At 68.6% G+C, this 13,967-nt stretch carries 13 protein-coding genes and 1 pseudogene; 6 read left to right on the top strand and 8 right to left on the bottom strand.

Translation table 11 applies throughout. The features are described from left to right. Positions 1-111 precede the first annotated feature (111 nt). From SGFS_RS08845 to SGFS_RS08830, 4 genes and pseudogenes are all read right to left on the bottom strand, one after another. A pseudogene (locus tag SGFS_RS08845) lies at positions 112-344 on the bottom strand (hypothetical protein); the annotation flags it as partial. Between the two features lie 418 nt (positions 345-762). Beyond that, positions 763-1,332: a VOC family protein gene (locus SGFS_RS08840; RefSeq protein WP_286249195.1), complete on the bottom strand. Its 570-nt coding sequence runs from the start codon at positions 1,330-1,332 to the stop codon at positions 763-765. A gap of 222 nt (positions 1,333-1,554) precedes the next feature. Continuing rightward, entirely contained in the window at positions 1,555-2,247 is a 693-nt protein-coding gene (locus SGFS_RS08835) for an alpha/beta fold hydrolase (protein WP_286249193.1), read from the bottom strand. Positions 2,248-2,283: 36 nt separating this feature from the next. After that, positions 2,284-3,309, bottom strand: a complete 1,026-nt coding sequence (locus SGFS_RS08830; protein ID WP_286249191.1) for an AraC family transcriptional regulator — start codon at positions 3,307-3,309, stop codon at positions 2,284-2,286. 187 nt (positions 3,310-3,496) lie between these two features. On the opposite strand from SGFS_RS08830, the gene SGFS_RS08825 reads away from it, so the two are divergent. Both SGFS_RS08825 and SGFS_RS08820 read left to right on the top strand, forming a co-directional pair. After that, positions 3,497-4,339 carry an alpha/beta fold hydrolase gene (locus tag SGFS_RS08825; RefSeq protein WP_286249189.1) on the top strand — a complete coding sequence of 281 codons (843 nt, stop codon included), beginning with the start codon at positions 3,497-3,499 and terminating at the stop codon, positions 4,337-4,339. Continuing rightward, positions 4,336-5,499 carry an LLM class flavin-dependent oxidoreductase gene (locus SGFS_RS08820; protein ID WP_286249187.1) on the top strand — a complete coding sequence of 388 codons (1,164 nt, stop codon included), beginning with the start codon at positions 4,336-4,338 and terminating at the stop codon, positions 5,497-5,499. The genes SGFS_RS08825 and SGFS_RS08820 overlap by 4 nt, the downstream gene beginning before the upstream one ends. Before the next feature lie 58 nt (positions 5,500-5,557). On the opposite strand, the gene SGFS_RS08815 is transcribed toward SGFS_RS08820, so the two are convergent. Continuing rightward, positions 5,558-6,367 (bottom strand): IclR family transcriptional regulator domain-containing protein, encoded by an 810-nt coding sequence (locus SGFS_RS08815; RefSeq protein WP_286249186.1) that lies wholly within the window; start codon positions 6,365-6,367, stop codon positions 5,558-5,560. 163 nt (positions 6,368-6,530) lie between these two features. Continuing rightward, a complete protein-coding gene (locus SGFS_RS08810) occupies positions 6,531-7,136 on the bottom strand; it encodes an NADPH-dependent FMN reductase (protein ID WP_286249184.1) in 606 nt (201 codons plus the stop codon). A 311-nt stretch (positions 7,137-7,447) separates the two neighbouring features. On the opposite strand from SGFS_RS08810, the gene SGFS_RS08805 reads away from it, so the two are divergent. The 4 genes from SGFS_RS08805 (at position 7,448) to SGFS_RS08790 (ending at position 11,422) form a co-directional block, all read left to right on the top strand. Then, positions 7,448-8,611 carry a CaiB/BaiF CoA transferase family protein gene (locus SGFS_RS08805; RefSeq protein WP_286249182.1) on the top strand — a complete coding sequence of 388 codons (1,164 nt, stop codon included), beginning with the start codon at positions 7,448-7,450 and terminating at the stop codon, positions 8,609-8,611. Then, the gene (locus SGFS_RS08800; protein ID WP_286249180.1) at positions 8,608-9,411 is read left to right on the top strand and encodes a citryl-CoA lyase; all 804 of its coding nucleotides are present in this window, start codon (positions 8,608-8,610) and stop codon (positions 9,409-9,411) included. The genes SGFS_RS08805 and SGFS_RS08800 overlap by 4 nt, the downstream gene beginning before the upstream one ends. Before the next feature lie 470 nt (positions 9,412-9,881). Then, positions 9,882-10,496, top strand: coding sequence for a PucR family transcriptional regulator ligand-binding domain-containing protein (locus SGFS_RS08795; protein WP_286249179.1), 615 nt, complete (start codon positions 9,882-9,884; stop codon positions 10,494-10,496). Beyond that, entirely contained in the window at positions 10,493-11,422 is a 930-nt protein-coding gene (locus SGFS_RS08790; RefSeq protein ID WP_286249177.1) for a PucR family transcriptional regulator, read from the top strand. Before SGFS_RS08795 ends, SGFS_RS08790 begins: the two co-directional genes overlap by 4 nt. Positions 11,423-11,428: 6 nt before the next feature. On the opposite strand, the gene SGFS_RS51785 is transcribed toward SGFS_RS08790, so the two are convergent. Further along, positions 11,429-12,513 (bottom strand): IS630 family transposase gene (locus tag SGFS_RS51785; RefSeq protein WP_434026585.1). Its coding sequence is split into 2 segments (ribosomal slippage): positions 11,429-12,052 and positions 12,055-12,513, totalling 1,083 coding nucleotides; the frame shifts between segments, so codons are not numbered across the junction. Between the two features lie 61 nt (positions 12,514-12,574). Beyond that, positions 12,575-13,954 carry a 4-aminobutyrate--2-oxoglutarate transaminase gene (gene gabT, locus SGFS_RS08775; protein ID WP_286249171.1) on the bottom strand — a complete coding sequence of 460 codons (1,380 nt, stop codon included), beginning with the start codon at positions 13,952-13,954 and terminating at the stop codon, positions 12,575-12,577. Positions 13,955-13,967: the final 13 nt, after the last annotated feature.

Here is a 13,967-nt window from a genome sequence, read left to right as displayed (position 1 = left end):
TGGCGTGCGGCCGCCCACCTTGTCGCCATCGCGGACCCCGAACACACCCAGACCGTTCGCCGGTTCGCGACCTGGGATGTCTTGCCCACACCGCGAGGCCGCTCAGACTGTGGCTACGCTGGCCGGCCGGGTGCGGGAGGGCCGACGGGCAGGCGCACCCGCACCTTGGACGGCGATGAACTGGCGGTCTCGGCGGCCTGCCCGGCGGTCAGAAAAAGCGTCATCAGCCGGCAGCGCCGGTCGGCGGCCAGGTGGATCTTGCTAGTCAGCTCGCCGCGGGACCGGCCGAGCAGAGCGACCTTCAGCCGAGCCTGCCGTCTCAGGCGGATCAGTCGGCGTTCGGCGCGGGCCGGATCGCTTTCGCCGTCCTGTCCGCCCGCCGTAGTCCCCGAGAGAACCGGGAGTTGCCGACTCAGTAGCTGTATCCGACCCATTCGATCAGGTAGGAGCGCTTCGCGGTGGGCCGTGACATGCCGCACCGCACCAGTGAGGAGCCGGGTGGCCGTGCGGCAGGTACGGGTCAGGATCGGCGCCCTGCCCCAGCCACCGTGGCCCTCCCGACTCGTCGTCGACCTGTCGTGCAGTGCGGTGATGAGGGCTTCGAGGACGTTCGTCAGACATTGACGAACGGGGCCCTCACGCTTGCGTTCGACGTGACTTCGGTCTTGCTCGTCAGTTCCGTCGGCCGTCGCTGACGCTGCACTGAGACCGCCCGTACCCACATTGGGAGCGGTGGGTGAGTACGGGCGGTGGTCACGGGGCTCAGCGGTGCGTGTTGTTGCTGACGTGGTCGCCCGCGAGCCAGGATTTGAGGTCGGCGTGTGCTGTCCGCCTGCGCTCCGCGTCGGACCTCTCGATGCCGGGGGCGTCCAGAGTGAACTCGAGCAGGAGGCCGTTCGGGTCGCTGGTGTAGAGGGAGCGACAGTATCCGTGCTCCAGGACGTAGGTCTCGTCGGGCTTCCAGCCGGCGTCGTCGAGGCGGAGGGCTATGTCGTTCTGGACTTCTTCACTGACCTTGAGCGCGATGTGCTGGAAGGGCGAGTGCGGCATGCGGGGGCCGAACTGTTCCTGGTCTGCGGGGTCGGCGAACTGGAAGAAGGCCAGGGCGCTGCCGTCCGCGAGGCCATAGAACGTGTGGCAGTACGTCCGTACGGATCCGAAGAGTTCGTCGGACTCCTTCCACGTCGCGATCAGCGGCAGACCGATGATGTCCTCGTAGAACGCCCGCGTCGCCTCCTGGTCCTGCGTCACGTATGCGTTGTGGTGGAGGCGCGTCGGCAGAGACGTGACGTCCGCGCTGTGGACGGCGGCTTCGGGCAGTGACTGGGTCATCGTTGACTCTCCTTCGTGATCTCCCGCTCACCGGCGCGACAGTATGGCTCCGGACACCTGTCCGTTAGGCGAGCAATGCCTCGACGATCGCGCGAGATGCACCCTTGGTCAAGGGGCGAGGAAGCAGCGGGATCAGCGCCTTGCGGAAAGTGGATGAAGCAGGCGGACACCGGACTCGCCGGGGCCGGACAGCGGCCTCGCTCATTCGCCTTGGCCGGCACCTCATGTCCGAGGTGCCCGCGCCGCGTGTGCCGCCTGCTCGACCAGGAGCGCCGTAAGACGGTCCGGCGCGGAGAAGAAGGGAGAGTGGTCGCAATCGATCTCGAAGCTCTCGGTCGCGCGTGCTGCGCACTCGCGCTGGGCCTCGACCCGCACGGTGCGGTCCCTGCGGCAGACGACGTACGTGCACGGCGCGGACATCCATGCCGGCTCGCTGACGGGTTCCTCGGGCACGCGGCTCCACATCGGTCGCCACCGCTCGCTCGCCAGGTGCGCCATATTGAGCGGCGAATCCGAGTAAAGCACCTCGCGGGCCTCGCCACGCAGGACCACGGCGCCGTCGGCGTCCGTGTCCCAGGCGGCACGGAACTCCGGATGACCCCAGCGTGGGGTGTGTGCCGAGGGCGACTGCCCGGGCAGCGGCATGCGTGCGGCCACGAAGACGAACCGGTCCGCCCCCTTTCCTCCGGCGGACACGGGAAGGCCGCCGTAGCTGTGGGCGACCAGAACGACGGGCCGTACGCGCGCTGCTTCGCGGACCGCCTCGCGGACGGTGGCGGTGTCGTCTTCGAAGGACGTCAGCGGCAGGTCGACCGCTCGGCCGGCGACGCCGGCGTGGTCCAGCCGTTCCAGGACCGGAGACCAGCACCATCCGTCGTGGTTGGCTCCGTGCACGAAGAGGATCAGAGGGTCCACTGCTTGCTTTCTCCTTGAGCGGACCGCCTCAGGCTCTCAGCGGCGCATCGTCGCGGAAGGAGACTCTCCGAAGCGGGCCCGGTATGCGGCCGCGAACCGGCCGGTGTGGGTGAAGCCGTGGCGTAGCGCCACATCGGTGACCTTCGTGCCTTCGGCAGGGTCGGAGCGCAACAATTCCTCGCGTGCTTGTTCGAGGCGGTGGCGGCGTACGTAGGACATTGGTGACGTGCCCAGCTGTCGGCGGAAGGCCGAGTGCAGGGAGCGTTCGCTCACCCCGGCGAACTCGGCCAGGTCGGCGACGGTGAAGGCGGCGTCGGGGGAGGAGTGGATGAGTTCCAGCACCCGCCGGACGACGCGAGGCGTCGGCAGCGGTTGCGGGGAGAAGATGCGGTCGGTGTAGTTGTGCCGCTGTCCGAGCAGTAGAGCGGTCAGGATGCCTTGCTCGATCTCCTTGGCGAGCACCGGTGGCGGGCCGGCTCTGCCGCATCGGGCGAGGGCCCGTCGGAGGGTTGCCGTCGCGGCCGTGATTCCCTCACCGCCGCGCTTGAGGTCCACGAGGGGCTCGAACCGCAGGGGGGCATTCAGCGGCTCGTTCAACAGGTTCCGCAGATGGCGGTCCAACAGGGGCTTGTCGATGGTCAGCATGAGTTGGCGCAGGCCGGGGGCCCACCGCATGCGGACATTCTCGGGGAAGCAGAAGACGCCGGCGTGATGTGGATCGGCGACGGCGGTGGGTTCGTCGGCCCTGCCGTCGTCGATGAGCATGGTGCCGCCGAAGACGAAGTTCACGGTCACGATGCTGATTGGGGGAGCGCAGGAGATCTCCACGCCGGGCCCGTAGCCCGAAGACATGAGGCCGATCCCGTTCAGCCTCTGGTATGCGACACGCGCCTCGAACGGAGCCCCGCGGTCGAGCACTCGCATGCTGTGCACGTTGCTGAGGAGCTCCTGGGTCCGGGCTTTCGCCTCGGAGGGGTCCCGCGTGCTGATCACTCGGCCGTGAGGAACGCCGGTGCCTTCGGGTATCTGCTCGTCGCCCATCGACACTGACGGAACGTGCATGACTGCCTCCACCATCGGACATCTGTCCGCATGACGTCCGACTCGCAGAATCCAGGGTTCCGGCCGGTAAGTCAACCGTCGTGCGGAAAGCGGCCCAAGTGTGCGGCATCCGGCTCGGCATCCGGCTCCTCGACTCCTACCTTCGGACGTCATCAGCACTGAAGCTGGAGGTAGTGCAGTGACGCAAATGACGACCTCTGAGGCCGGGCAGGGCGTGAGCGGCCCGCCGACCGAGGGTTTCCTCGAAGTTCCCGGAGGACGGGTCCATATGTTCCGCGGCGGAGCGGGCGCGCCGGTTCTCTTTCTCCATGCGGCCGGCGGCGCCGGACGGTGGCACGAGTTCCATGAACTGCTCTCGCGCCGATTCGAGGTCTTCGCTCCCGACCACCCGGGGTTCGGCGGGTCGGACGGCTTCCCCGAGCTGGAGGGCGTGGACGATCTGGTCTTCCACTACCTCGACGTCATCGAAGCGCTCGGGCTGGAGCGTCCGCACGTCGTGGGGGCGTCCTTCGGCGGTTGGGTCGCGGCGGAGCTCGCTGTGGCCCGTCCGGACGCGATCGGTTCCCTGACCCTGCTCGGCCCGGCCGGCCTGCGACTGCCGGAACATCCGGTCGCCGATCTGTTCCTGATGACGCCTGAGCAGGTGGTCGGAGCGCTGTTCAAGGACCCCGCCAGGGCCACGGCGCTCTTTCCGGGCGAGCCGGGCATCGACGATGTGCTCGCGGCCTACCGGGACATGACCGCTCTCGCCCGTTTCTCCTGGCACCCGTTCCTCAGCAACCCGAAGCTGGAACGCAGGCTGCACCGCATCACCGCCCGCACGCTCGTCGCATGTCCTGCCGATGACAGGGTCATTCCGGTGCGGCACGGCGCGCGGTACGCGGAACTCATCCCTCAGGCACGGTTCTCGCAGGTCGACGACTGCGGCCACGCGATGTACTTCGAGCGACCTGGGGATTTCGCCGCGGTCGTCACGGAATTCCTGGCCAAAGTCGAAGCCGGCACCCAGCAGAGCGGAGCGAGCCGATGAAGTTCGTGTTCTTCCACCTGATGCCCTACCCGTTCCTCCCGGACGACTTCGACGAGAGTTATCCGAGTCCTTCCCTGACCTTCCCGAGCAAGTACTTCGACCGTGAACTGGGCAACCGGCTCTACCACCGGTACCTCGACGAGTTGGAGAACGCCGAGAAGCTCGGCTTCGACGGCATCGCCGTCAACGAGCACCACCAGAGTGCCTACGGTCTGATGCCGTCGCCGAACATCATGGCCGCCGCCCTCGCTCGGCGCACGGAGCGGGCACAGATCATGGTCCTCGGAAACGCCATCGGCATCCGCGGCAACCCGCTGCGCGTGGCCGAGGAGATAGCCATGCTCGATCACCTCAGCAACGGGCGGGTGGTCTCCGGGTTCGTCCGCGGGATCGGCTGGGAGTACTTCGCGAGCGGTGTCAACCCGACTCGTTCGCGTGACCGCTTCAACGAGGCACACGACCTGATCATCAAGGCATGGACGGCCGACGAACCGTTCCAGTGGATCAGTTCCAACTACGAGTACCGGTACGTCAACCTCTGGCCACGCCCGGTACAGGAGCCGCATCCGCCCATCTACATCCCGGGCGCGGGCAGCACCGAGACGATGAAGTTCGTCGCCGAGCACGGCCACACCTATATGTCGGTCTACGCCCCCACGCCCTTGGTCCGCCGCTGGTTCGACGGACACCGCCAGGCGGTGGAGGAACTGGGCATCGACCACGACCCGGTCAAGTCGGCCTTCTCGGTGCCGATCTATGTCGCGGAGACCGACGAGAAGGCCCACAGGGAGGGGCGGCAGCACATCGAGTGGCTGTTCCATCGCGGTCTCAAGCAGAGCTTCCCGCAGGTCTATCCGCCGGGCTACATGTCGCCCGGCTCGATGCGCGGCATGCTGATGTCCGGTATGAAGCCGTACACCGAGACGTCGTACGAGGAACTCCTGGCGGGTGGATACGCCGTCGTCGGCAGTCCCGAGACGGTGACGGCCCGGCTGACCGAGCTCCAGGCGCAGCTCGGCTTCGGTCAGCTCATCGGTCTGTTCTCGATCGGTGACATCACCTCCGACGAGATGAACCGGAGCATGGAACTGTTCGCGAACCAGGTGATGCCGGCCCTGCGCCCGCTGGGAGTCGCGAACAGGGTGACGGCCGCCTCCTGATCCTGTCCTGCCCCGACAGCAGGAGAGCCGACACCCGAATGTCGCCCCCCAGGCCGGTTCAGCCGGCCCGGGGGGCGATCGTGGCGAGGGGACGGGCCTCCCACGCGGCCCAGTCGGCGCTGATGTCCCCGGCGGCGCGCAGCAGGGGAGGCAGATAGTCCTCGAGGAGATCGGTGACCGAGGTCTCAGCTGCGTGGGCGTTCACATTGACCGCTGCGACGGTCCGGCCCTGCCCGTTGCGGATGGGCGCGGCGACGGAACGGATGCCTAGGGCGAGTTCCTCGTCGGCCATGGCCCATCCCTTGGCCCGCACGTCACGCAGCATTCCGTCGAGTTCGTCGCGCTGAGGATGATGCCGAGGGCTGATCCCGGATCTGCCGGGCAGCGCGAGCACACGGTCCAGCTCGGGTCCGTCCAGGGCCGCCAGCAGGACTTTCCCGAGGGAAGTCTGCACAGCGGGGAAGCGGGTGCCGATCGTCACCGAGAACGTCACCAGTTTGGGCACGGCGACGCGGGAGACGTAGACGATGTCGGAGCCGTCCAACTGCGCGATCGAACACGACTCCTCGGTACGGGCGCTCAAGTTCCGTAGATGGGGCTCGGCCAGCTCCCAGATGTTCTGCGAGCCGATGTAGGCCATCCCGAGCTCCAGCACGCGGGGCGTGAGGGAGAAACCGGCCGCGTCACTGCGTACGTACCCCAGTGTCTGGAGCGTGATCAGGATGCGGCGCGTCGTGGGCCTGGCCAATTGCGCTTCGGCGGCGATCTCACTCAGCGTCATGTGCGGCCTGGCAGGCTGGAAGCTGCGCAGGACGTCGAGTCCCCTGGCGAGAGCCTCGATGAAATCCGGACCGGCGTCCCGACGCATCTTCGTCCCCTCCACGCCTGTGAGATGGGCGGACGTGCTGTCGGCCGCCCACCGGATGGTTGTCCGACACTGTAACGTCGCTTCCCGTGGCGGCCGCAAACCCGACCATGGCGTGAGGGTGGAGCAGCGTCTTCAGCTGCCCCACTTTCACGCCATCAGCCCTTCATGCATGGGTCGCGTCCAGCTCCCGCACCGTTTCCATCCGGGCGGTGGCGAAGTCGACGATCTGACGGCCGACGGTCTCCAGCTGGAACCGGGCCGACTCGTCCGCGCAAGCGCCCGTGGTCCTGTCGAAGAGTCCCGGCATCGAGGCATTGAGCGCCGCGCCCATCGGGGTCGGCCATCCCCGCAGAGCGTGTGCGCAGGTGCGGAGGGTCTGCAGGGTGGACACGCTCGCCTGCCAGCCGTAGGCGACGGCGATGCATCCGACGGGCAGGCCGGAAAGGTAGGAGCGGTCGTCGTTCCGCAGGTCCTCGACGTAGTCGAGGGCGTTCTTCACCATGCCGGAGACCGTGCCGTGATAGCCCGGGGACGAGATCAGCAGCGCGTCCGCCTCGCGCAGCGCGGCCACCAGCGCGACCGCCCGATCCGACCGATCCGGCTTCTCGGGGTCGTAGAGCGGAAGGACCAGATCCGCCGAAGTGATCAGCTCGACGGAAGCGCCGGCCTCGGTCGCCGCCGCGGCGGCGACCCGCAGGGCGCGCTCCGAGCTGGAGTTCTGCCGCGTCGTCCCACCGATGCCCAAGACCCGTATCCCCTGCGTGCCCATTACGTCCTCCACTGTGAATCTCCGTGCCTGCAACAACCGTTCCCCGCGTTGTTCTCACCAATGACGGTAGGAGGGGGTGTCCGGAGGGACGAGCCGCTTCCGGCAGGCTCAGGCCGTTTCCGGCAAGATGACCGGCCCTTGGTGGAGTCTCCAGTGGACAGACGTCCGCTCTACGGTCAGATTTGTTTCCTGGGGACCAGGGAGCGGAGATTCGATTGACCAGGACCCCGCATTTATTAATGTTTGTGCACGACCCGCAGAACGGGCGATCGTCCGATCGGTGGGCAAGTATGAAGGGGTGGTGTCGCTCGATGACCGACTCAAAAGGGGCCCTCGACGGGCTGCTGATCGCCGATTTCTCCCGCATCCTGGCCGGACCGTACGCCACCATGTTGCTCGGGGACATGGGTGCCGAGGTGATCAAGGTGGAGTCGCCGGCCGGTGACGACACGCGTACCTGGATGCCGCCTGTCCGGGAAGGGGTGTCCACCTATTACCTCGGCATCAACCGCAACAAGCGCTCCATCGCTTTGGACCTCAGGAAGCCCGAGGACCTGCGGCTGGCCAAGGAACTGGTGACGCGCGCCGACGTCATGATCGAGAATTTCAAGCCGGGCGGCCTGACCAGGTTCGGTCTTGACTACGAGACGACCAGCGCGGACAACCCGGGGCTCATCTACGCGTCGATCAGCGGGTTCGGCACGGCGGGCGGGGCGTCCCTGCCCGGCTACGACCTGCTGGTCCAGGCGGCCTCCGGACTCATGAGCCTGACCGGAGACGCCGACGGTCCGCCCTACCGGGCGGGCATCTCCGTGTTCGACGTCATGACCGGAACGCACGCCGCCCTCGGCATCCTCGCCGCTCTCAACCACCGCAACAGGACAGGGGCCGGGCAACATGTGGAGGTCAACCTGCTGTCCTCGGCGCTCTCCGGACTGGTGAACCACACCTCCGGCTATGTGGCCGGCGGTACCGTCCCGCACCGGATGGGCAACGCCCACCCCAGCCTCTTCCCCTACGAACCGCTGCCGACGGCGGACAAGGACCTCATCGTCATCGCGGGGAACAACCGCCAGTTCCGCAGGCTCTGTGCGGAACTCGGCCTCGACGACCTGCCGGACGACCCCCGGTTCGCGGGAAACGAGGCCCGTACCCGCAACCGCGAGCAGCTGCGTCCGCTCCTGGTCGCGAAGCTCAAGGAACGCCCGGCGGACGAGTGGTTCAAGAAGCTCTCCGCGGCGATGATCCCCTGCGGACCGATCAACCACGTCGACGGAGGCGTCGCCCTCGCGACGGAGCTGGGTCTCGACCCCGTGGTGACCGTCGGGACCGAGGCACATGCGGTGCCGATGATCCGCAACCCGATCACCCTCAGCGCCACCGAAACCCGGTATGTCCTGCCCCCACCCGACCACGATCAGCACGGCGCAGAGCTGCGGGCCTGGCTCGCGGCAGGAAAGGATGCAGATCAGTGACCAATGGACAGCCGCAGTACCCGACGGGGCTCGGCACCTCGGACGCCACCACCATCCGTCTGCTGGGACACGACCTGGCGGAAGAGCTCATGGGGCAGGTGGGATTCGGTGAACTCGCCTTCTGGCTCGCCGCCCAGCGGCGCCCCAACGCGGGCGAGGTGCGGCTCTTCGAGACCGTGCTGGTCGCACTCGCCGACCACGGATTCACTCCCACCGCCATCGCCGCCCGGCTGACTCTCCTGTCGGCACCGGAGTCCGTACAAGGGGCCATGGCCGCAGGGCTGCTCGGCGGAGGATCCCGCTTCCTCGGCGTCACTGAGGACACCGGCCGGTTCCTCGCGGAGGTGATCGCGGAAGCGGGTGACGCCGCCCGCGCTGCCACGGACGCCGAATGGGACGCGCTGGCTCGCAAAGCCCTGGCGGAGCGTAAGGCGGCCAAACGGCTGGTGCCCGGCCTCGGTCACCCGGTCCACAAGGAGCGCGACCCCCGGACCGCAGTGATCGTCCGGATCGCTCGCGAAGAGGGGGCGTACGGGCCTCACTTGGCCCTTTTCGAAGCGATGGGGCGGATGGCCCCCGAGGTCCTCGGCCGGGCACTGCCACTGAACGGGGCCGGAGTGTGCGGAGCGGCGCTCGCCGATCTCCGGCTGCCCCCTGAACTGCTGCGAGGCTTCGCGCTGCTCGCCCGCGCTGCGGGACTCCTCGGCCACCTCGCAGAGGAACTCCGCCGCCCCATAGCGGCCGACATCTATCACGCGGTTGACCGTAACGCCCAGTACGTCCCAGAAGACACTCTGTAGGTGTCATCGGCCGGAGGAGTCGCGCTGCTGCGGGATGCAGCCCTCGGCCGGTGGGCTGTGCAGAGCCGATGACAGCACAGCTCCGGACAGCAGGATGGGACGGTCAGTGCGGACCGTGTCGCCGGGGGCGAACTCGCAGTGTCGTCGACGGCGACCGTGACCGTGCAGTCAAGTGGTGCGGCGACACCTGACCGACCTGCAGACGGCCGTGCACAGGATGGAATACGACGCGGCCGACTCCACCCTCGCGATCACTGGAGGAACCGGGAAGTGGAGCCAGGCGCGGGGGAAATACGCCTGCACGCCCGTGACGCGAAGGGCAACGCGTACGACTGCACGTTCCGGGTGGACAATTGACCCACCGGGTCGCGCACACGGGGCCGCCGACCGCACCACGTCCGGCGGCCCTGCCGTCGTGTTCCGAATGGGTTTTTACCTCTACTCCTGGATGTCATGAAGGTGGGTGCGTAATGGGCGTAGCACTTGCCTGGCTTGTACGGCGTCAGGATCTGCGTCTGAAGGTGCTGGCGGGCCGCAGCAGTCTGGACCGGGAAGTGGTCTGGGCGCACAGCATCGAGCTCACCGACCCCGCACCGTGGTTGAACGGTGGGGAGCTGGTGCTCACTACCGGGCTCCGCCTGGTGCCCGACTCGGGTGCCTGCGAGGACTACGTCGGCCGTCTCGCGAAAGCCGGGGTGGCCGCGGTGGGCTTCGGGGTCGGTCTGACGCATGAGACAGTGCCCGAGGCGCTGGTCGACGCGGCCGACGGGGTCGGTCTGCCGCTGCTTGAGGTCCCGCTGCCCACGCCGTTCCTGGCCGTCACCAAGGCGGTGATGGAGCGTCTGGCCGAGCAGCAGTACGAGGGGGTCGTCCAGGCGTCGCGGATCCAGCCGAGGATGACGCGGGCCGCGTTGCGCGGTGGGGCCCAGGCGGTGGTGCGGGAGCTCGCCGTCTCCACCGGCACGTCGGTCGTCCTCCTGGACCCGGAGAGCAAGGTCCGTGCGGCCCATCCGCCGGTGCCGGAGCCCCCGAGGCCGCCCTGGTCGCCGACCTTGGTCCCCCCGAGCGGGCGGCGGCCGCGGTGAGCAGCGGCCAGGACGGTGGGCTGGCCGTGCAGCAGGTCCGCGTGGGGCCGCGGGTCCACGGCCGTCTGGGCCTGGTCGCTGATCGGGCCCTCACGCCGGTCGACCACCTCCTGGTCGGGCACGCCGCATCGCTGGTCGCCCTGGAAGCGGAGAAGCCCGTGCGGCTGCGCGACGAGCAGAACCGCGTCAACGGCCTGTTTCTGCGGATGCTGCTGGACGGCAGCATCGCGGCGTCGGCGGCTGATGGCCACCTGACCGAGGCGGGGTTCCCCGTCCGCGACGGTATCCGTGTCCTCGCCCTGCGCGGCGGCAGCCCGCGCCAAGCCCTTCAGGCCGTGGGGAAGGAGCTCGCCGAGCGGGGCCTGCCCCTGTTCGGCCGGGCTCACGGCGGCGGCGCGATGGCGGTGTTGCTGCCAGCCGGTCACGGGGGCACGGCGCAGACGGTGACGGACGCGGCGCGGGCCCGGCTGAACTCGCAGGTGTGGGCGGGCCTGAGTGCCGCCCACCAGCTGGCCGACGGGCCCGTGGCCCTGACCGAGGCGCTGAACGCCGCCTCGGTTGCCCGGACGCGGGGCAGCCGCGACGTGGTGGCCTTCGAATCGCTGGCCGGCCGGCTGCTCGCCGCCACCCCGGAGACGAGAACGATCCTCGCGGCGCTGGCCCAGGCGCAACTGGCTCCGCTCGCCCTGCACGACACCGAACACGGCACCGACCTGCTCGTCTCGCTGCGGGCCTTTCTGGAGCACAACGGGCAGTGGGAGGCGGCCTCGGCGGCGCTCGGCGTGCACCGGCACACCTTGCGCAGCCGGATGGAACGGGTGCGTGGCCTGGTCGGTGGGGACCTCGACTCGGCACATGTGCGCGCCGAACTCCTGCTGGCGCTGTCCGCATGGCAGGAGCCCGGCGATCACGGCGGAACCGACTGACCACGGTTACTGACGTTGTGGCCGTGGTGTCGTCAAGGTGAGGCCGGTTTCGGCGAGGCATCCGTCGATGAGGTTGCTGCGGTACTGGATCCGGCGGAGACCGTGCCGGAGCGTGCGCATGAGGTGGTCGGGGTCGGTGAAGGCGGTGTTGGCCTGGCTGCTGCGTCGCAGTAGTGACCAGATGCCCTCGACGGGGTTGAGGTCGGGTGCGTAGGCCGGCAGGAAGTAGCAGCTGATCCAGTCGTGGGTGTCGATGAACTGCCGCATTCGGCGGTCCTTGTGGACATTGAGGTTGTCCCACACAAGCACGATGGGTGCGCCGAGTTGCTGGTGGGCGTCGATGAGCAGGTCGCGGTAGTCGGTCCAGGTGAAGCTGCGTCTGCCGCCCCGTTTGTGATCGACGTGTCGCCTGGGCCGGTAGATCAGGCGTGTGCGTTCGCCGTGCTTGTAGCAGGCGAGCGCGGCGATGGAGATGCGGCGCTGGGAGCGTCCTCGCACCCGGATGACGGGTGTCTCTCCGCGCCTGGCCCAGGTTCGGGCGGTGGGCGGCGTCATCGAGAAGCCGGCCTCGTCTTCGAAGCATAGCCATGCCCCGAGCGCCGCCACGGTGCTTCCACCTGGGGCCATGTCTCCTTCACCCAGCCGGTGACGGCTTCCTCGTTGCGCTCCAGCGCGCGGCGGGCGGGGACCTGGTGGCTGAAGCCGTGCCGGTGCAGCATCTGCGCGATGGCCGACAGCGTCATGCTCTTGTGGAACCGGCGCCCGATCAGCGTCTTGATCCGCGACAGCGTCCAGGTCTGGTCCGGCCAGCCGTGCGCGACCGGCCCCTTGGCCAGTTCCTGTTCGAGTACGGCAAACAGTGCCTCACTCAACTTGGGCAGTGAGACCGGTCCGGCGGACCGCAGTCCCTCCACGCCGACGTCGTGCCAGGCCCGGCGCCAGCGCTGCACCGAGCGCACACTCACCCGTAAGTCCTTGGCGACCTCGACATTGCAGGCGCCGACCGCGAATCGCTCGGCCGCCTCCATTCGGATGCGCTCGCGAAACGCCTGCCGTTCAGGCGTCAGCCCACCACCTTGTGGATATCTCACACAACCGGCATACCGCGAAGTTCACGCATCGTCAGCCCCCGGCGACAACACGCCTCAAAGGTCAGTAGACGGCCCGGGCCATCTCCTTCTCAACGGCCTCGCCGAGGACGGACAGCCCCTCCTCCAGCAGGGTGTCGGAGATCGACAGCGGCGGAAGAAAACGCAGCACGTTGCCGTAGCTGCCGGCGGTCAGGACGAGCAGGCCGTCCGCGTGGCACCGTCGGGCGACCCGGGCTGCGAGGTCCGGAGCGGGCACCCGGTAACCGTCCGCTTCCACCATTTCGATCGCTGTCATGGCACCCCGGCCCCGGACATCGCCGACGATCGGGTACCGATCGCTCAGCCGACCGAAGAATTCGAGCATGGTGTCGCCGATCTCCCGGGCGCGCTCCAGCAAGTCGTGGGCCTGGATCTCCTCAAAGACGCCGAGTGCCGCCTCGCAGGCCACGGGATTGCCGCTGAAGGTGCCGCCGAGTCCCCCGGCGGGGACGGCGTCCATCAGCTCGGCCCGGCCGGTCACCGCGCCCAGCGGCAGGCCGCCGGCGAGCCCCTTGGCAGTAGTGATCAGATCGGGTCGGATCCCCTCGTGCTCGCAGGCGAACATCCGGCCGGTGCGGGCGATACCGGCCTGGATCTCGTCCACTATCAGCAGGATGCCCCTGGTCCGGCAGATGTCGGCGACCCTGCTCAGAAACCCGGGTGCCGGGACGACGAAGCCGCCCTCGCCCTGGATCGGCTCAACCAGGACCGCGGCCACGTTGTCGGCGCCCACCTGCCGGTCGAGCAGGTCGGCAAGGGCGTACGCGGCTTCCTCGGCACAGCGTTCCGGGCTTGTGGGCCACCGGTACGGGTACGCCATCGGCGCCCGGTGGACCTCCGGGGCAAAGGGGCCGAAGCCCTGCTTGTAGGGCTTGTTCTTGGCCGTGAGGCTCATGGTCAGCAGCGTGCGCCCGTGGAAGGCGTGGTCGAAGACGACGACGCCGGGACGGCCGGTGGCGGCCCGGGCGACCTTGACGGCGTTCTCCACGGCCTCGGCACCGGAGTTCACCAGGATCGTGCGCTTCTCGCCCGGGACGGGCGCGAGCTCGTTCAGCTTCTCGCACACGTCCAGGTACGACTCGTAGGGGTTGACAAAGAAGCAGGTGTGCGTGAACCGGCGCAACTGCGCCGCCGCCCGCTCCGCCACGGCCGGGGCGGAGTTGCCCACCGTGGTCACCGCGATGCCGCTGCCGAAGTCGATGAAGGAGTTACCGTCCGCGTCGACGATCACGCCGCCGCCGGCCGCCTCCACGAACACGGGCAGGGCCGCGCCGACGCCGGCCGGTACCAGGCCGCGCTGACGGGCCAGCAGTTCGCGGGAGCGCGGGCCGGGGATCTCGCTCACGATCCGCCGGACCTGCGCAAGGTCAGGGCCGCCGACCGGCCGGGAAGCACCGGGCATGGAAGGTCCTCCG

It is taken from the genome of Streptomyces graminofaciens, assembly GCF_030294945.1.
In the GTDB taxonomy this organism is placed as follows: Bacteria; Actinomycetota; Actinomycetes; order Streptomycetales; family Streptomycetaceae; genus Streptomyces; species Streptomyces graminofaciens.
The sequence above is the reverse complement of the archived record's forward strand: the minus strand, read 5'-3'. Positions and strand labels throughout refer to the sequence as shown.

Coding starts and splice junctions, on each gene's coding strand:
- SGFS_RS08840 (WP_286249195.1), bottom strand. CDS start 1,332: ATGACCCAGTCACTGCCCGAAGCCGCCGTCCACAGCGCGGACGTCACG.
- SGFS_RS08830 (WP_286249191.1), bottom strand. CDS start 3,309: ATGCACGTTCCGTCAGTGTCGATGGGCGACGAGCAGATACCCGAAGGC.
- SGFS_RS08825 (WP_286249189.1), top strand. CDS start 3,497: ATGACGACCTCTGAGGCCGGGCAGGGCGTGAGCGGCCCGCCGACCGAG.
- SGFS_RS08820 (WP_286249187.1), top strand. CDS start 4,336: ATGAAGTTCGTGTTCTTCCACCTGATGCCCTACCCGTTCCTCCCGGAC.
- SGFS_RS08815 (WP_286249186.1), bottom strand. CDS start 6,367: ATGCGTCGGGACGCCGGTCCGGATTTCATCGAGGCTCTCGCCAGGGGA.
- SGFS_RS08810 (WP_286249184.1), bottom strand. CDS start 7,136: ATGGGCACGCAGGGGATACGGGTCTTGGGCATCGGTGGGACGACGCGG.
- SGFS_RS08805 (WP_286249182.1), top strand. CDS start 7,448: ATGACCGACTCAAAAGGGGCCCTCGACGGGCTGCTGATCGCCGATTTC.
- SGFS_RS08795 (WP_286249179.1), top strand. CDS start 9,882: ATGGGCGTAGCACTTGCCTGGCTTGTACGGCGTCAGGATCTGCGTCTG.
- gabT (WP_286249171.1), bottom strand. CDS start 13,954: ATGCCCGGTGCTTCCCGGCCGGTCGGCGGCCCTGACCTTGCGCAGGTC.